Origin of the sequence: Acidovorax sp. BoFeN1 (assembly GCF_003345135.1) — a bacterium.
Classification (GTDB): Bacteria; Pseudomonadota; Gammaproteobacteria; order Burkholderiales; family Burkholderiaceae_C; genus Acidovorax; species Acidovorax defluvii.
This window is the reverse complement of the sequence record NZ_QOZT01000002.1, coordinates 14,634-32,418: the sequence shown is the minus strand read 5'-3', so window position 1 is coordinate 32,418 and position 17,785 is coordinate 14,634. Positions and strand designations below refer to the sequence as shown.

The following is a 17,785-nucleotide window of genomic DNA, read 5'->3' as shown; positions in this document are numbered from 1 at the left end:
ATGCAACGCAGTGACTTCCGCTGTGTTCACCGCCTGCGCGTGCGCTGGGCCGAGGTGGACATGCAAAAGATCGTGTTCAACGCGCACTACCTCATGTACATCGATAACGCCATGTCCGACTATTGGCGCGCGCTGGCCTTGCCCTATGAAGCGAGCATGCTGGCCCTGGGCGGCGAGATGTATGTGAAGAAGGCCACGGTCGAATACCACGCCTCGGCGCGCCTGGATGACACGCTGGATGTGGGTTTGCGCTGTGCCCGCGTGGGCAACTCGTCAAGCCTGTTCGAGGCGGGCATCTTCAGCGGCGACCAGCTGCTGGTGTCGGGCGAACTCGTTTACGTGTTTGCCGACCCCGCCACGCAAACCTCGCGCCCCGTGCCGCCGGCGCTGCGCGCCATTTTTGAAGGGTTCGAGGCCGGTGCCGACATGGCCGAAGTGCGCACCGGCGACTGGAATGCCCTGGGCCGCGATGCGGGTCGCTTGCGCACCGCCGTGTTTGTGCGCGAGCAGGGCATTGCCGCCGACCTAGAGGCCGATGCACTCGACGCTTCGGCGCGCCATGCTGTGGTTTACAACCGCCTGGGCATGCCGGTTGCCACGGGGCGGTTGCTGCAGCAATCGCCAGGGGTGGGCCGCATTGGCCGCATGGCGGTGGACCGCTCGGTGCGCGGCGCGCAGTGGGGGCGGCAATTGCTGCAGGCGCTGGTGGATGCCGCCCGTGCGCGTGGTGATCGCGAGGTGCAGTTGCGCGCACAGCGCAGCGCTGAGGGGTTTTATCGCCGGGCAGGGTTTGCGGTGGTGGGCGAGCCCTATGAAGAGGCTGGCATCGCCCACATTGCCATGGCGCGCAGCCTGTAATTGGCTGCCGCAAAATAACTTGTGCTTCGCGTTGGACGTTTGACGCCGGACGCCTGATGCCGGGCGCCTGACGCAGTCAAGCGCCAGGCGCCGTCACCCAAAAAGCGCCCGCCAGGCAGTCAGCGCTGCAGGGCGGGCATTGGATCACACCTTCTCAAGCGCCTGCGCCAGGTCGGCCTGCAGGTCGCTGATGTGCTCGATGCCCACCGACAGGCGCACCATGTTCTCGCTCACACCGGCCTTGGCCAGCTCGGCCGGATTGAGCTGGCGGTGCGTGGTGGAGGCCGGGTGGGTAGCCAGGGACTTGGCATCGCCAATGTTCACCAGGCGGGTGAACAATTGCAGCGCATCGAGGAAACGGGCGCCTGCGGCACGCGGGTCGGCGTCGCTGGCCTTCAGGCCGAACGACAGGATGCCCGATGCGCGCCCGCCCATCTGCTTTTGGGCGAGTGCGTGGTCGGCGTGGTCGGGCAAGCCAGCGTAGCGCACCCATTCGACCTTGGGGTGGCTTTGCAGGTGTTTCGCCAGCGCCAATGCGTTGTCGCAGATGCGGTCCATGCGCAGTGGCAGCGTTTCGATGCCCTGCAGCGTGAGCCAGGCGTTGAACGGCGACAGCGCCGCACCCATGTTGCGCAGCGGCACCACGCGCGCGCGGCCAATGAAGGCGGCGGCGCCCAGGGCCTCGGTGTACACCACGCCGTGGTAGCTCACGTCGGGCTCGTTCAGGCGCTTGAAGCGGGCCTTGTGCTCGGCCCAGGGGAACTTGCCGCTGTCGACGATGATGCCGCCGATGCTGTTGCCGTGGCCGTTCATGTACTTGGTGAGCGCGTGCACCACGATGTCGGCACCGTGCTCGATGGGGCGGCACAGGTAGGGGCTGGGCACGGTGTTGTCCACGATCAGTGGCACACCATGGTCGTGCGCCACCTTGGCCAGCGCGGCGATGTCGGTCACGTTGCCCAGCGGGTTGCCGATGGATTCGCAGAACACGGCCTTGGTGCGTGCGTCGATCAGCGCCGCAAAGCTGGCCGGGTCGCGCGGGTCGGCAAAGCGCACCTCGATGCCCTGCTGCGGGAAGGTGTGCGCAAACAGGTTGTAGGTGCCGCCATACAGCGTGCTTGCCGAAACGATGTTGTCGCCGGTCTCGGCAATGGTCTGGATGGCCGCCGTGATGGCCGCCATGCCCGAGGCCATGGCCAGCGCGGCAATGCCGCCTTCCAGTGCCGCGACGCGCTTTTCGAGCACGTCGTTGGTCGGGTTCATGATGCGTGTGTAGATGTTGCCGGGCACCTTCAGGTCGAACAGGTCGGCACCGTGCTGGGCACTGTCAAACGCGTAGGCCACCGTCTGGTACAGCGGCACGGCGGCAGACTTGGTGGTGGGGTCGGGCGAGTAGCCGGCGTGGACGGCAAGGGTTTCGATGTGCATGGTTGGCAGTCTCTCTGTTGTGAAATGTTGTCGATGACCCGCGATGGCGGGGCGCCAGCGCACATTCTTGCACCGGCGGCCGTGGCGCCCCACCGAATCGTTTGCTATGTGCTTATGGGGCGGGGTCGTCGATGGCGCTGCCGCTGGCCCTGCGTTTGCGCCGACACGCCTTCTCCAGCTCGACCACGCAATACACCACCAGCGCCGCTGCCACGCAGATGCCCAGCTCGCCCAGGCTCAGCGGCTCGGTTCTGAAAATGGGGTTGAGAAACGGCACGTAGATGGTGGCCATTTGCAGCGCAAACGTCAGCAGCACGGCGCCCAGCAGGGGCCGGTTGCTGGCCAGCCCCAGACGCCACAGCGGCTCGCTCTCGGAGCGGATGGCCATCACATGGGCCATCTGCGCAAGCGTGAGCACGGTGAACACCATGGTCTGCCAGTGTGCGTGGCCGGTGTGCAAGGCCCAGGCCTGCACGGCCAGGCACAGGCCAGCGATCAGCAGGCCCATGCCCAAAATGTGCTGCCACATGCCCTGGGCAAACAGGCTCTCGTTCGGCGGGCGGGGAGGGCGTTGCATGATGCCGCGCTCGGCCGGTTCCGCCGCCAAGGCCAAGCCGGGCAGGCCGTCGGTTACCAGGTTGACCCACAGGATGTGGATGGGCAGCAGCGGAATGGGCAGCAGCAGCAGCGGGGCCAGGAAAATGGTCCAAATCTCGCCCGAGTTGCCCGTCATGGCGTAGCGCACGAACTTGCGGATGTTGTCGTAGATGCGCCGACCCTCTTTCACCGCCGCGACGATGGTGGCGAAGTTGTCGTCCAGCAGCACCAGGCTGCTGGCCTCGCGTGCCACGTCGGTGCCGCCCTTGCCCATGGACACGCCAATGTCGGCGCGCTTGAGGGCCGGGGCGTCGTTCACGCCGTCGCCCGTCATGGCCACGAAATGGCCCTGGGCCTGCAGCGCCTCGACGATGCGGATCTTCTGCGCCGGGTCCACGCGGGCATACACATGCACCTGCTCCACGCGTGCGCGCAGTGCAGCGTCGTCCAGCTGGGCCAAGTCGGCGCCGGTGAGCACGGGCGCATCGGCATGGGCCACGATGCCAAGGCGGTGCGCGATGGCGCGCGCCGTGGCGGGGTGGTCGCCCGTGATCATCACGGGGGTGATGCCCGCGCTCATGCAGTTGCGCACGGCGGCCTGGGCTTCCGGGCGCGGCGGGTCGATCAAGGCGATCAGGCCCAGCAGCTCCAGCTGGCTTTCCACATCATCCAGGGCATTGGTATCGGGCAGGCGCGCGTGGTTGCGCCGGGCCAGGGCCAGCACCCGCAGGCCCTGTGCGGCGAGCTGGTTGGCCGTGGCCAGCACGGCGGCGGTGTCCAGCGGCTGCCCGCCTTCGGGTGTCCACTGCGCCGTGCAGCGCGGCAGCACCGACTCGGGGGCGCCCTTGGTGTAGGCCACGAAGCCACTGCCGCCATTGCCGCAGCGGTGAAAGGTGGTCATGCGCTTGCGGTCGGAGTCGAAGGGCTGTTCCTGTACGCGCGGGGTGGTTGCATCGAGCTGTGCCTTGTCCAGCCCGCCTGCATGGGCGGCCAGAACCAGGGCGGTTTCTGTGGGGTCGCCCTGCCAGTCGGTTGGGTTGGCGCAGGGGCTGGGGGAAATGGAGGCGCCATCGTCATCGCTGCGTGCGTGGCGTGCGGCATCGTTGCACAGCGCAGCGGCGCGCAGGGCTTCTGCATGCACGGGGCCGGGCAACGGGTCGCCAGGTGCCCAGCGCTGGCCCTGTGCCAGCAGCAGTTCGGCGTGCATGTGGTTCTGGGTGAGGGTGCCGGTCTTGTCTGAGCAGATGGTGGTGACCGAGCCGAGTGTTTCCACCGAAGGCAGCCGGCGCACCAGTGCCTTGACCGCCACCATGCGGCGCGCGCCCAGCGCCAGCAGCACCGTGACCACGGCGGGCAGCGCTTCGGGGATGGCCGCCACGGCCAGGCTGATGGCGGTGAGGGCCATCAGCAGCGGGGATTCCCCGCGCAACACGCCCACCGCAAAAATCACGATGCAGATAGCGATGACCCCCAGGGCCAGGCGCTTGCCGAAGGCCGCCAGGCGCAGCTGCAGCGGCGTGCTGCGGTCTTCGCCGCCCAGCAGGCGGGCCACCTTGCCCAGCTCGGTGTGCATGCCGGTGGCCACCACCAGGCCCCGCGCGCGGCCGTGGGTGGCTGTGGTGCCCTTGAAAGCCATGTTGACGCGGTCGCCCAGGGCACTGGTGTCTTGAGCGGCCAGGGTGTCGGTCTGCTTGGCCACGGTGACCGATTCGCCCGTGAGGGCCGATTCGTCCACCTGCAGTTGCGCGATCTCGATCAGGCGCAGGTCGGCCGGAATCTGGTTGCCCGCCTCCAGCAGCACGATGTCGCCGGGTACCAGCACGCTGGCGGGCACCACCTGTACTTCGCCGCCGCGCAGCACGGTGGCATGGGCCGCCGAAAGCTGGCGCAGCGCGGCCATGGCCTGGTCTGCCCGCCAGGCTTGCACGAAGCCGATGATGGTGTTGAGCACTACGATGACCAGGATGACCAGCGTGTCGGTGAGGTCGCCGATCACGCCCGAGATCACGGCTGCGCCCAGCAGCACCAGCACCATGAAGTCCTTGAACTGGTCGGCCAGCAGCGCCAGGGGGCCACGCCGTGCGTGGTCCTGCAGTTCGTTGGCGCCGTGCTGCAGTGCGCGCTGCGTGGCCTCTTCATCCTGCAGGCCGGTAGCGGGATTGACCTGGTAGGCCTGGGCGAGCTCGTGGGCGTCGCGCAGGTGGGCATCTGCTCGGGGGGCGTTGGCAGGGGTAAGGGGGTCGGTCGTCATGCAGTATTTCTGTTGGGGCGATGAACGATGCCGTGGGGGCTCACGCGCGGGTGGGGGTGTTCACAAGCAGATCCCACCTTAGCCCAAACACATGTCATGCTTTGCAACTGAGCCGATGCGGGATGTCCCCGGTGGATATGTATGCTATATAAAACATAGCTCCTTGCGCTTATCCAGTAAGGGCTAAAGGCCTATTTGACCAATAAATTTGGCCCGCCGGACCCGCATGGCCCATTCAGCTATCGCGCGGTCACGGTCGTCAGGGAGCCTTGTGGGGCCTGGTCTTGTAGAAGGCAACCGGCGCTTCGGGCACTTGCTGGAGCACGGCGCGCTTGATCTTGCCCATGACATGCATCTCGCAAGGCTTGCAATCGAAGCGCAAAGTGAGCTTTTCCTTGCCATTGATCAGTTGCAAGGGCTCGGCCCGAATGGTGCCCTGCACGCCCGTGACGCCCTTGGCCTGCTTGGGGCAAAGGCTCATCGAATAGCGCACGCAGTGCTTGGTGATCATGAGGCTGACCTCGCCTTCCTCCTCATGCGCCTCGTAGGCCGCAGCGATCACCTTTACACCATGGCGCACGTAAAAATCGTGTGCCTTGTGGTTGAACACGTTGCCCAGAAAGCTCAGCGTGTCTTCGGGGTAGGGCGCGGGCGGCTCCACCGGGGCGGCGCGCGGCAAGCGTACAAAGCCCTTGCTGCGCGATGCCTCCAGGTCGCTGAGCGCCTCGCGGCGCAAGGCATTGAGCGCCGAGGCGGGCACAAACCAGGGCTGCGAGAGCTGCAGGGCAGTGTCGTTGACTGCAAAAATCGTGGCACCAAACCGGCCCAGCTGTTCGCGCAGGCTGGCTTCGGCCCAGGCGGCATCGGTGGCGCTTTGGTGGGCGTGCTGAATGCGCGCGCTGCCCGTGTAGCCGTCTTCGTCGGTCAGCGTGAGGGTCAGGCCGCCGGGTTGCTCAGCCAGCTGCACCCACAGGCCGATGCGCCGGTCGCTCGATTTTTTGTCGAGCACGCGCACCCAGTCCATGTCGCGGTTGCGGTTGATCTCGGTGCCCTTGCGCAGGTCTTTGAAGCCGTCCATCGGGTCTTTGGGAAACACGCGCCACTGCGTGGTGCTGCGCGGCGAGGCCGGCTCGGCCCGGTTGATGGCCATGCCCACCAGCTCCTTGTGCAGGTCGTAGTAGCACAGGCCGTCGCCGTTGTGCAGGATGGTGGCGGGGTTGCTCACTTCCAGCTCCACAAAGTCGGGGCCCACCTTGGTGACCCAGCCAATGGCCTGGCCGGGGTTTTTGGGGGTGTCAAAGGCGCCGATGTCGTCCTTGCGGCCGTTCACAAAGTAGTCGGTGAACTCGCGGTTGAAGTTTTGCAGCGGGTCGGGCGTGAACGTGAAGGTGGTGTTCCCGCTGGACGAGCGCGACAGTGGGTGGCCCGAGGCCTCGCGTTCCTCGATGATTTCGTCCAGCAGCGTGCGGTAGTGGGCGGTGATGTTCTTCACGTAGCCCATGTCCTTGTAGCGCCCCTCGATCTTGAAGCTGCGCACGCCCGCGTCGATGAGCGCGCGCAGGTTGTCGCTCTGGTTGTTGTCTTTCATGCTCAGCACATGCTTGTCGTGCGCGATGAAGCGGCCTTGCGCGTCGGTCACCTGGTAGGGCAGGCGGCAGGCCTGGCTGCAATCGCCCCGGTTGGCACTGCGGCCCGTTTGCGCGTGGCTGATGTTGCACTGGCCGCTGTAGGCCACACACAGCGCACCGTGGATGAAGAACTCGATGTTGGCGCGGCCGGGGGCATCGACCGGGCCCAGCGCCTTGTGCACGGCGGCAATCTGCTGCACCGTGAGTTCGCGCGCCAGCACGATTTGCGACAGGCCTGCGTCCTGCAGAAAACGCGCTTTTTCGGGTGTGCGAATGTCGGTCTGGGTGCTGGCGTGCAGCTGGATGGGGGGCAGGTCGATCTCCAGGAGGCCCATGTCCTGGATGATGAGCGCATCGGCACCCGCCTCGTACACCTGCCAGGCCATGCGGCGCGCTGCCTCCAGCTCATCATCGCGCAAGATGGTGTTGAGCGTGATGAAAATGCGGGTGTTAAAGCGGTGCGCGTGTGCAATCAGGCGCTCCAGATCGCGGATGTCATTGCCCGCGCCGGCACGGGCGCCAAAGGCGGGGCCACCGATGTACACGGCATCGGCGCCGTGGTTGACGGCCTCGATGCCGATGTCGGCGTCGCGGGCGGGGGAGAGCAGTTCGATCTGGTGGGGCAGCAAAGACATGGGGCAATTATCCCAGCGCCGGTTGCCGGGCGTGGCGGCCGGCACGCACAGGCTTGAGGTACTGCTGGCCGTGACGGCGACAGACGCTGCAGGTGAGCCCTTTGCAACCGACAAATCCATAAGCGAAATTAATTCACCAGAAAAATCCATGCTTGTTTGCCCATGCTGTGGCTGCGGCCAGACACGGGCGTACGATGCGGGGTTTTGCGCCCCTGTGGGGTGCTGTTTTTCTTCAATATTGATGGAAATGGAGCCGTGATGTCTGCTTACCGCCTGCGTTTTTCCCTGCAATGGACGGCCGCTGCCGCCCTCGCCGTGGCCTGTGGCGCCACGCTGGCCCAGGACGTGCAAACCGTCAAGATCGGCCACGCTGGCCCCATATCGGGTGGCATTGCCCACATCGGCAAAGACACCGAAAACGGTGTGCGCATGGCGGTGGACGACCTGAACACGCAGAACCTGGTCATTGGTGGCAAAAAGATCAAGTTCGTGATCGCCGCCGAGGACGACGCCGGTGACCCGCGCCAGGCCACCGCCGTGGCACAAAAGTTGTGCGACCAGAAGGTGGCCGGTGTAGTGGGCCACCTGCAGTCGGGCACGTCCATTCCCGCATCGTCGATCTATGACAAGTGTGATCTGCCACACATCACGGCATCGGCTTCCAACCCCGACCTGACCAAGCCCGGCTACAAGACGTCGTTCCGCCTTATCGCCAACGACAACGCCCTGGGCGCGGCGCTGGCCCTGTTTGCGGCAGATGCCCTCAAACTCAAGAGCGTGGCCATCATTGACGACCGCACGGCCTACGGCCAGGGCGTGGCCTCGGTGTTCAAGGCCACGGCGCTGCAAAAGGGCCTGAAGGTGGTGGCGGAGGAGTTCACCAACGACAAGGCCACGGACTTCATGGCCATTCTCACGGCCATCAAGAACAAGAAGCCCGACGCCATCTTTTACGGCGGCCTCGATGCACAGGCGGGCCCCATGCTGCGCCAGATGGAGCAACTGGGCCAGGGCGACGTGAAGTATTTCGGCGGTGATGCCCTGTGCACGCCCAAGCTGCCCGAGTTGGCCGGCAAGTCGCCAGCTGTCAAGAATGTGACCTGTGCCACCGGTGGCGCATCGGTGGACAAGATGCAGGGCGGCGCCGATTGGAAGAAGCGTTACGACGCCAAGTTCCCCGGCCAGTTCCAGATCTACAGCCCCTATGCCTACGACGCCGCCATGGTGCTGGTGGATGCCATGAAGCGCGCCAACTCGGTGGACCCGCTGGTCTTCGGCCCTTTCCTGAGCAAGACCCAGTACAAGGGTGTGACGGCCAACATCAGCTTCATTGCCAAGGGTGAGCTGGCGGCGCCTGCTGTCACGCTTTATACCTACAAGGATGGCACCCGCGTTCCGCTGAACTGATACAGGCTGGATACAGCAGGGCATCGCGGCGCGGGCCGGGCCCTGCCCGGGGCGTGCGGGTGAACGGGGGGCCCTTGCGGCAAAAACCACGGATTTGCCACTACAGTGGGGCCCATGTATCTGCCGCCCCAGTTTCATTCACACGACCCGGCCCATGCCCGCGCCCTGATGCGCGAGCACCCGCTGGCCAGCCTGGTATCCACCGACGATGAAGGGTTTCCCTTCGTCACCCACCTGCCGCTGCATGCGCAGGAGCGGGGCGACACGCTGGTGCTGCTGGGCCATTGCGCCCGGCCCAACCCGCACTGGCGCTATCTGCAGGCGCGGCGCGAGGCGCTGGTTACTTTCATGGGGCCGCAGGCCTACCTTTCGCCGTCGGTGTATCCGGATCTGGCCCGGGTGCCCACCTGGAACTATCTGGCCGTTCACTGCCGCGTGCAGGCCCGTCTGATTGAGGAACCTGCCGCCAAGGATGCGCTGCTCAAGCAGCTGATTGGCGACCACGAGCCGCCCTATGCGGCGCAGTGGCGCGGCCTGGGCGAAGCGTTTGCGCACAAGATGCTGGCGGGCATCGTGGCGTTTGAGCTGGAGGTGGTGGAGCTGCAGTGCAAGCTCAAGCTCAACCAGCACCGGCGTGAATCCCATGCCGCCATGTACGCACAGTACCGGCAAGGCGATCCCGATGCCCAGGCGCTGGCGCAATGGATGGAACGGCTGGGCATGGTGCCCGAGTCTGCAAACAACCCGGAGGTCTGACATGCGTGGAGTATTTGGATTGGTGGGCCTGGTGGTGGCGCTGGCCATTGTGGGTGTTCTGGCCAAGAAGCAACTGGGGTCCACCCGCACGCCGGTGCCTTCGTTGCAACCGCCTGCCGCGTCAAGCGGCGCTGGCACCCCGGCGCCGACGGGCACTGTGCGCGAGCAAAGCCAGCAGGTGCAGCAGCAGGTCAAGCAGCAGATGGAAGGCCTGATGCAGCAAGCCCGGCCCATGCCCGATGATTCCAAGTAAATATTGAACAAAATGGCCTGTAGCGCTTATGGATAGAGCGCTAACAGCTATTAAATATATAGCAATGCAATTGGAGCAAGACGCGCACTGGATGCGCCAGGCGCTGGCCCAGGCACAGGCCGCAGCGCTGGCGGGCGAAGTGCCGGTGGGGGCGGTCGTGGTCAAGGATGGCCAGGTGATTGCCACGGGCCGCAACGCACCGGTGTTGGGGAACGACCCCACCGCACACGCGGAAATCGTGGCGCTGCGCGCAGCGGCGCAGCATCTGGGCAACTACCGGCTCGATGGCTGCACGCTCTATGTCACGCTGGAGCCCTGCGCCATGTGCAGCGGCGCCATGCTGCATGCGCGCGTGCAGCGCGTGGTGTTTGGCGCACCAGACCCCAAGACGGGCGCCGCGGGCTCGGTGCTCAACCTGTTTGGGCATGCCGAGCTGAACCACCACACTGACGTGCAGGGCGGGGTGCTCGCGCACGAGTGCAGCGCGCTGCTAGGCACTTTTTTTCGTCAACGGCGCACCCAGCAACGCGCCCAAGCCTTGGCGCGCCATCCGCTGCGCGATGACGCCCTGCGCACGCCCGATGCGGTCTTTGCCGATCTGCCCGGTTACCCCTGGGCGCCGCATTACATCAGCGACCTGCCCAGCCTGGCGGGGCTGCGCATGCACTACCTGGACGAGGGGCCGCAACAGGCGCCGCGCACCTGGCTGTGCCTGCATGGCAACCCGAGCTGGAGCTATCTCTACCGCCACGTGCTGCCCGTGTTTCTGGCGGCGGGCGACCGCGTGGTGGCGCCCGACCTGATTGGTTTTGGCAAAAGCGACAAACCCAAGAAAGATGGTTTTCACCAATTCGCATGGCACCGCCAGGTGCTGCTGGAGCTGGTTGACCGGCTGGATCTGCGCAACACGGTGCTGGTGGTGCAGGACTGGGGCGGGATTTTGGGCCTGACCTTGCCCATGGACATGCCCGGGCGTTTTGCGGGCCTGCTGGTCATGAACACCATGCTGGCCACGGGCGATGCACCGCTGCCGCCCGGCTTTGCGCAATGGCGCGAGATGTGTGCCAAAAAACCGCTGTACAGCGTGGCGCGCCTGTTTGCGCGCGGCAACCCGCACCTGACCAGCAGCGAATGCGCGGCCTACGATGCGCCGTTTCCCGACCGTGGCTACCGCGCCGCATTGCGCGCGTTTCCGGCGCTGGTGCCCGGGCAGGCAGACGCCGAGGGGGCGGCCGTGTCACGGGCGGCACGCGATTTCTGGCAACACGACTGGCAGGGGCGCAGCCTGATGGCTGTAGGCGTGCAAGACCCGGTGCTGGGCATGCCCGCCATGCAGGCGCTGCAACGCGACATTCGGGGCTGCCCGCCGCCCATCGTTTTGCCACAGGCGGGGCACTTTGTGCCAGAGCACGGCCAGGCCCTCGCCGTGCAGGCTGTGGAATACTTCAGGCCCTGATTGCGCAGCCTGCCAGGTTGTGCCCCCCATTCTTACGGAGCAGGCCGCTGCCTGGCCTGAACGCTTTGCCCCACCACCACGACCCGTCGCACTGCGAACACGACCACGGCCCCCAACACATCTACATCTACTCGCCCGCTGGCGCCATCCGCGACAAGGCCGCGTTCAAGCGCGGCATTGCGCGCCTGAAGGCCATGGGCCACGAGGTGGAAGTGGACCCCGATGCCCAGGCCGTGCACACGCGCTTTGCCGGTGATGACGCCACGCGCCTTGCCGCCATTCACCGCGCAGCGGCCAGCGGGGCCGACGTGGCGCTGATCACGCGAGGGGCTTATGGCCTCACGCGCATCCTCCCGGGCATCCGCTACAAGGCCGTGGCCAAGGCCATCGATGGCGGCATGAAGTTTGTGGGCCTGAGCGATTTCACGGCGTTCCAGAGTGCCGTGCTGGCGCAGACGGGCGCGGTGACCTGGGCCGGCCCCGGGTTGATCGGCGACTTTGGTGTCGAGGGCGAGCCCGACGACATCATGCTGGCCTGCTTTGATGACCTGCTGACGGGCCACGGCGAGGGCGCTGGCTGGCGCATGGCGCGTGAAAAACCGCAAGCCGACGGCAAGCCGGCAGTGGCCGACATGTACGTGAAGAACGCCACCCTTTGGGGCGGTAACCTGGCTGTGCTGACGGGACTGGTGGGCACGCCGTATCTGCCCACGGTGCGTGGCGGCATCCTGTTCGTGGAAGACGTGGGCGAGCACCCCTACCGCATCGAGCGCATGCTCACGCAACTGCTGCACGCGGGCATCCTGGCCCAGCAGAAGGCCGTGGTGCTGGGGCAGTTCACCAACTACAAGCTGGCGCCCCACGACAAGGGGTTCAAGCTGCAATCCGTGGTGGACTGGCTGCGCACCCAGATCAAGGCGCCCGTGCTTACCAATCTGCCATTCGGGCATGTGCAAACCAAGGTGTTGCTGCCGGTGGGGGCGAAGGTGTCGCTGTCAGTGGAAGACCGTGATGCGCTGCTCTACTGGGGACACCAGCACTGATGGCAGATTAAGAGCGGCTAACAAAACTCTTCTGGCGTCGTTGCAGCGTCTTGTCGTACTACTCGCACTGCCTGCGACGCTGCGCCTAGCCAGAACCGCTTCGCTGAGTTTTGTTAGCCGCTCTAAAGATTAGCGGGCCTGGATGCCCCACCCAGCGTGCGGGGCAACTGCCCCTGAAACAGCGGTGTCAATTGGGTCAGCGTGGCATTGGCGACGGCCTCGCCCCGCAGCGGCACCAGCATGGCGCGCAAATCCATGCGCAGGTACCACAGCGCTTCGATATCGCTCGCGTAGCGCAGGCGCATGTTCATGCGGGCGACTTCGCTGCCACCGAGGCCCACCAGGCACTGGATCATCGCGTAGCGAACTTCTTCGAGACCATGGTTGCGCACCCATGAAGTCGACGCAGGAGCATCGCGGCCCAGCAGGCCGTGCAGACTGTTGCGAAGATTGGGTTTGTTCCAGCGCATGAAGAAATGGCAGGCTGTCTGCGAGTGGCAGGACGGGCCAAGTTACGCGGGAGCAAGGCGGCGCGCAAGGGGTGTGCTCCTCTTTTTGCAGAAAGACAACACGCCACGGCCACTTTTTTCCACTTTACACGGGGTGGGGCTGTTTTGGTGGGGGGCGCAAGAGGCTGGACGGGCGATGGTTGGATTTTTGCGAACGACCGTGTCATTTAGCGCGTGCGCTGCAGCAGGGCTTGCACTAAACTGATCTGGATAAAGGCAATAAAGGGCGTGAGTTCATGAGTGTTCTGTCGACGGTCGTGTTTGCGGATATTTCAGGCAGCGCGTCGTTGTATGAAACCCTTGGCAATGAACGAGCCACCGAGGCCGTCACCCAGGTCACCCAGTGGATTGGCGGCACCATCGAAGCCCATCGCGGCCGCATCGTGAAGAATCTGGGCGACGGTGTATTGGGAATTTTCGGAGACGCGGCAAGCGCTGTCTCGGCCGCTGCGGCCATGCTGCGCGGACACCAGGAACGACTGAGCCGATGGCCCCTGCCGCTGCGCATGAATATCCGCGTGGGCGTGGCCAGCGGCGATGTGGTGGATGTGGACGGAGATTGCTATGGCGATGCCGTGAATGTCGCTTCCCGATTGTGTGAGCGCGCCGGGCCCGCAGAAATCTGGGCCACGGAAGCCGCGGTGCTGCTGTCGGGCGCCGCACCCTCGGTGTGGTACCGCAAGCTGGGCACGATGGGAATTCGCGGCAAATCCGAAAAACTGATGCTCTACCAGGTGGAGTGGCGTGAAAACGAAGAGCCCGACTCGTTGACCATGCAGGCCGCGCTGGTCAGCCAGTTCGCACCCGTGGACTCGGTCCTGGGGCAGATCCAGTTTTCGTGGCACGGCGTCGACCTGTCCTTCACCTCTGCCGAGGCACCCGTGCACATTGGCCGCGCCACCGATGCGCGCGTGTGCATCAACGACCCCCGCGTTTCACGGCTGCACGCGCGCATCGATTGGCGCGGCAGCGGCTTTGTGCTGACCGACATGAGCAGCTTTGGCACCTGGGTGCGCTTTGATGGCAGCGATGTCCCCGTGCAACTGCGCCGCGATGCCTGCAACCTGCATGGCACCGGCGAGATGGCGCTGGGGGTTTCGTTTGCTGATTCGAGTGCTCCCGTCGTCAAATTCCAGGTGGCCGGAGGCTGCGCGCACCTCGGTTGATTGCCCGCGCGCCCCGCGCCATGCGCTGGCAAAGGGTCGGGTCACACCGCACCGGCCAGGGCAGCGCCCATTTCCAACAAAAGCTTGAGGAGACATACACCATGGTGTGGGCACAACGCGCATTCGTCGCACTGGTAGCAGGGGCCTTGCTGGCGGGGGGCGGCATGGCCGTGTATGTGCAGCGTGCTTTTCCGGCGCTGGATGGGCGCTTGGCGGTACAAGGGTTGCGCCATGGCGTCAGCGTGCAGCGCGATTCAGCCGATGTCACGCACATCCAGGCGCAGTCTGCGCAGGATGCGTGGTTTGCCATGGGTTACGTGCACGCGCAAGAGCGCACCTGGCAGCTCGAATTCAACCGCCGGGTCATGCATGGCGAGTTGTCCGAAGTTTTTGGCCCTGCCACGCTGGAGACCGACAAGCTCATGCGTGCGCTCGACATCATGGGCCATGCACGCCGGCAATATGCCGGGCTGCCCGCCCACGCCCGCGAGGCGCTGCAGGTCTACAGCCAGGGCATTCATGCCTTCCACAAAAACCTGCCGCAGGCATTGCCCCCCGAGTTTCATGTGCTGGGGGTAAAGCCCGGCGGCGCCACCGGTGCTGTCTGGCAGCCTGAAGACAGCGTGGGCTGGGCGTTGATGATGGCGCTGGACCTGGGCGGCAACTGGGGCAACGAGTTTGCCCGCCTATCGGTGGCCAGAACGTTGGACACCGGGCGCCTGTGGCAGCTGATGCCGCCCTATCCGGGCGAGCCCCCTGCGGCGTCGGCCGATCTGGCCAGTTTGTACCGGCAACTGGGCATCTACCGGGATGCCGCAACGCCAGCTAACCCCACCGACACCCTGGGCGGCAAGCCCGAGGCCACAAGCGCCGCGCCGCAAGGGACCGGGGGCGTGTTTTCGCGCCAGGTCAGCCAGGGCATGCTGGCCTGGGCACAAGACCTCACCCGCAACGCCGGCACCTCTGAAGGCAAGGGCAGCAACAACTGGGTGCTGGCAGGTTCGCGCACGGTCAGCGGCAAACCCTTGCTTGCCAACGACCCCCACTTGGGCCTGAGCGCGCCGGCCATCTGGTATTTTGCGCGGCTCAAGGCGCCGTCGGGCACCGCTGCCGATGGCACCCCCATTGGTGCCCTGGATGTCATCGGCGCCACCTTGCCGGGGCTGCCCTTTGTGGTGCTGGGCCGCACCGACAGCGTGGTTTGGGGTTTCACCAACACCGGCCCGGATGTGCAAGACCTGTATCTGGAGCAGATCAACCCCGCCGACCCCGGCCAGTACCGCACGCCCGAGGGCTGGATGCCCTTTGCGCAGCGCACCGTGACCATTCGCGTCAAGGGCCAGCCCGATGTGGTGCTGCCGCTGCGCACAACCCGCCATGGCCCGGTATTGAGCGACGTGCAAAAGCCGCACGCCGAGGTGCTGGACCTGCGCAAATATGTGCTGGCGCTGCGCTGGAGTGCGCTGGATGCCGACAACCAGACGGTGCTTGCCGGGCTGCAGACCAACCAGGCAAAGTCGGTGGATGCGCTGTTTGAGGCGCTGGAGCCCTACCACTCGCCCATGCAGAGCGTGGTGGCCGCCGATGTGCACGGCAGCATCCGCTTCAAGGCCATGGGCAAGGTGCCTTTGCGCTACGCGGACAATGACATTCGCGGCGTGGCGCCGTCGCCCGGCTGGGATGCGCGCTACGACTGGCAAGGCTGGTTGCCCTCTGCCCAGGCGCCCCAGGACGATGGCGGCAGGGGCTGGGTGGCCACCGCCAACCAGCGCGTCACTGCGCCCGACTACCCGCATTACCTCACGCAAGACTGGGCGTTGCCATACCGTTTTGACCGCATTGCCCAGCTGATCGAGGCGACCCCCCGGCACGATGGGGCCAGCATGCAGGCCATCCAGGCCGATGTCTTGTCGCTGGCCACGCTGCGGTTGCTGCCCCATGTGCGCAAGGCCTCGCCACAGCATCCGCTCGCGGTACAAGTGCAGGCATTGCTGCACGATTTTGACGGCGTCATGGATGCCCACCGGGCCGCCCCGCTGGTGTTTGCCGCGTGGACGGACGAGCTGGCACGGGGCGTGATTGCCCCCCACATAGGGGAAGATCGCTTCAAGGCCACCTACGGCAAGCGTGACTACCGCGCCGCCCTGGAAGGAATTCTGGAGCGCGACGACGCCTGGTGGTGCCAGCCGCTGTCGTGTGCCGACCAGTCGGCAGCCGCGCTGGTGCGTGCACTGGATCGCCTGCAGGCCGACTATGGCCCCGACCCGGCTCGCTGGCGCTGGGGCGATGCCCATCCTGCGCTCAGCAGCCACCGCCCCTTCGGCAACGTGGCGCTGCTGGCACCTTACTTTGATGTCAACGTGCCTTCGCCCGGCGATGCCTACACGGTGAATGCGGGGCAGTACAACGCGGGTGACGCCAGGGGCGCTTTCGTGAACCGCCATGCGGCTTCGCTGCGCGCGGTGTACGACCTGGCCGACCTGGAAAACTCACGCTTCATCTACCAGACGGGCCAGAGCGGGCTGGTGTTCTCCCCACGCTACCGTGACATGCGTGCCACTTGGGCGCAGGCGGGTTACCGCAACCTGCAACGGCAGCCTGCACGCATGCAGCACGATTTTCGGCTGGTGCCCGCGCCATAGCGTCTCTTGCCTCGAAAAAAGGCAGGACGAGTACGTGAAAGGGTGCCCAGGCACAGCGCAGGCCAGCCAAGGGCGCAAATGGCGGCGGGACGGGCCTGGAGCGACCGGGGAACGCCGCTCAGCACCGCCCTTGCGGCAACCCTGCCGGGTCAGCGTCTTGATCGTATGAATATATGAAAAAAATGGCTCTAGCCCTTTATGGATAAGCGCTAGCAGCTATAAATATGGAAGCAAATGGTTCGGTGTCGGGCAGCACGTAGGCCACGCCGCTGGAGCGCCCAAACAAGGGATCGATCCACTGGTTGTAAAACGCCGCGGGCGCATTGATGCAGCCATAGCTGATCCGTTTGTCCTGCGCGCTGCGGCTGGCCAGGCGTTGCAGGCGCCGCTCGGAAGCGCTGACGCTGCGCACGCGGTGCAGCGAAACCGCCGATTCGTAGTCAATCCACACGATGTCTTCGCCGCGCAGGTTGCGGCCAGGCTCGGTCACAAAACGGCCGGCAGGGGTGGTGCGTTCTTCGGGGCGAACCTGGGCCAACGGGCGCTGACCGATGCCGGGCACCGAATGGTCGCCGCGCGCCGCACCCAGCAGCACCGGGGCAGAGCCCAGCCACCGCGCCTGTGCCGAAAAAACGTGGATGCGGGCGGCCAGTTTGTCTACCACCGCAAAGGGCAGGCCCTGATTGTCGCCGGTGCCTTCGATCCAGCGCACCAGCTGGCGCACCAAAGGGCTGGTGCCAGCAGCAGGGTGGCCATCTGCGAGCGGCGTTGCGGGCAGGTTTGCCGACGCTGCGTGGCCTGCCGGGGCCATCACAGAGGCAATCCACGCACCTGCACCACACAGCAAGGTGCGGCGGTTCAGCGGCAGGGGATTCAGGGGTGGGCAAGAACGAGGCATAGCGCCTGCCATCGTATCGTCTTGGTGCGCGCCGATGGCTGCCATCGCGGTGAAATCATTCCATCTGTGCGGGGTGTGCGCACAAAAAGCACTCTGGCCTGGGGGTGATCCGCAGAGTCGTGAGGCGTGTGAAGATTTTCTCGCTGCAATTGTTTTCTTTGCAGATGAAAAAATGAGCCAAAACAGGCTTTAGCCCTTATTCCGTAAGCGCTGGTAGCTATCAAAATAAGAAAACCCGCCCAGGGCTGCCGAGGCAAC

Annotated in this window: 14 protein-coding genes; 9 read left to right on the top strand and 5 right to left on the bottom strand. The window is 65.4% G+C overall.

The genetic code is table 11. The features are described from left to right. On the top strand, positions 1-858 hold the full coding sequence (locus DTW89_RS00650) for a YbgC/FadM family acyl-CoA thioesterase (RefSeq protein ID WP_114654504.1): 858 nt from the start codon (positions 1-3) through the stop codon (positions 856-858). Between the two features lie 144 nt (positions 859-1,002). Here the strand turns inward: DTW89_RS00650 and DTW89_RS00645 are convergent, their stop codons facing one another. From DTW89_RS00645 to DTW89_RS00635, 3 genes are all read right to left on the bottom strand, one after another. Next, positions 1,003-2,286, bottom strand: a complete 1,284-nt coding sequence (locus DTW89_RS00645) for an O-acetylhomoserine aminocarboxypropyltransferase/cysteine synthase family protein (RefSeq protein WP_114654503.1) — start codon at positions 2,284-2,286, stop codon at positions 1,003-1,005. A gap of 112 nt (positions 2,287-2,398) precedes the next feature. After that, positions 2,399-5,134, bottom strand: a complete 2,736-nt coding sequence (locus DTW89_RS00640) for a cation-translocating P-type ATPase (protein ID WP_114654502.1) — start codon at positions 5,132-5,134, stop codon at positions 2,399-2,401. Positions 5,135-5,393: 259 nt separating this feature from the next. Continuing rightward, positions 5,394-7,397, bottom strand: a complete 2,004-nt coding sequence (locus tag DTW89_RS00635) for a peptidase U32 family protein (RefSeq protein ID WP_114654501.1) — start codon at positions 7,395-7,397, stop codon at positions 5,394-5,396. Between the two features lie 258 nt (positions 7,398-7,655). On the opposite strand from DTW89_RS00635, the gene DTW89_RS00630 reads away from it, so the two are divergent. The 5 genes from DTW89_RS00630 to DTW89_RS00610 all read left to right on the top strand — a co-directional run bounded on the left by DTW89_RS00630 (position 7,656) and on the right by DTW89_RS00610 (position 12,312). Continuing rightward, the gene (locus DTW89_RS00630; protein WP_442858079.1) at positions 7,656-8,804 is read left to right on the top strand and encodes a branched-chain amino acid ABC transporter substrate-binding protein; all 1,149 of its coding nucleotides are present in this window, start codon (positions 7,656-7,658) and stop codon (positions 8,802-8,804) included. 114 nt (positions 8,805-8,918) lie between these two features. Beyond that, positions 8,919-9,560 (top strand): FMN-binding negative transcriptional regulator, encoded by a 642-nt coding sequence (locus DTW89_RS00625; RefSeq protein ID WP_114654500.1) that lies wholly within the window; start codon positions 8,919-8,921, stop codon positions 9,558-9,560. Position 9,561: 1 nt separating this feature from the next. Continuing rightward, positions 9,562-9,813, top strand: coding sequence for a hypothetical protein (locus DTW89_RS00620; RefSeq protein ID WP_114654499.1), 252 nt, complete (start codon positions 9,562-9,564; stop codon positions 9,811-9,813). A 64-nt stretch (positions 9,814-9,877) separates the two neighbouring features. Continuing rightward, positions 9,878-11,269, top strand: a complete 1,392-nt coding sequence (gene tadA / locus DTW89_RS00615) for a tRNA adenosine(34) deaminase TadA (RefSeq protein WP_114654498.1) — start codon at positions 9,878-9,880, stop codon at positions 11,267-11,269. 65 nt (positions 11,270-11,334) lie between these two features. Further along, entirely contained in the window at positions 11,335-12,312 is a 978-nt protein-coding gene (locus DTW89_RS00610; protein ID WP_111868111.1) for an LD-carboxypeptidase, read from the top strand. A gap of 122 nt (positions 12,313-12,434) precedes the next feature. Here DTW89_RS00610 and DTW89_RS00605 read toward each other — a convergent pair whose 3' ends face one another. Beyond that, positions 12,435-12,782 (bottom strand): hypothetical protein, encoded by a 348-nt coding sequence (locus DTW89_RS00605; RefSeq protein WP_111868112.1) that lies wholly within the window; start codon positions 12,780-12,782, stop codon positions 12,435-12,437. A 275-nt stretch (positions 12,783-13,057) separates the two neighbouring features. Here DTW89_RS00605 and DTW89_RS00600 point away from each other — a divergent pair, with 275 nt between their 5' ends. Both DTW89_RS00600 and DTW89_RS00595 read left to right on the top strand, forming a co-directional pair. Beyond that, positions 13,058-13,987, top strand: a complete 930-nt coding sequence (locus DTW89_RS00600; RefSeq protein WP_024815283.1) for an FHA domain-containing protein — start codon at positions 13,058-13,060, stop codon at positions 13,985-13,987. Positions 13,988-14,088: 101 nt separating this feature from the next. Next, entirely contained in the window at positions 14,089-16,629 is a 2,541-nt protein-coding gene (locus tag DTW89_RS00595; protein ID WP_114654542.1) for a penicillin acylase family protein, read from the top strand. Between the two features lie 196 nt (positions 16,630-16,825). On the opposite strand, the gene DTW89_RS00590 is transcribed toward DTW89_RS00595, so the two are convergent. Continuing rightward, positions 16,826-17,527, bottom strand: coding sequence for a hypothetical protein (locus DTW89_RS00590; RefSeq protein WP_236636981.1), 702 nt, complete (start codon positions 17,525-17,527; stop codon positions 16,826-16,828). 34 nt (positions 17,528-17,561) lie between these two features. Here DTW89_RS00590 and DTW89_RS19365 point away from each other — a divergent pair, with 34 nt between their 5' ends. Then, positions 17,562-17,720 carry a hypothetical protein gene (locus tag DTW89_RS19365; protein ID WP_161555613.1) on the top strand — a complete coding sequence of 53 codons (159 nt, stop codon included), beginning with the start codon at positions 17,562-17,564 and terminating at the stop codon, positions 17,718-17,720. Positions 17,721-17,785 lie beyond the last annotated feature (65 nt).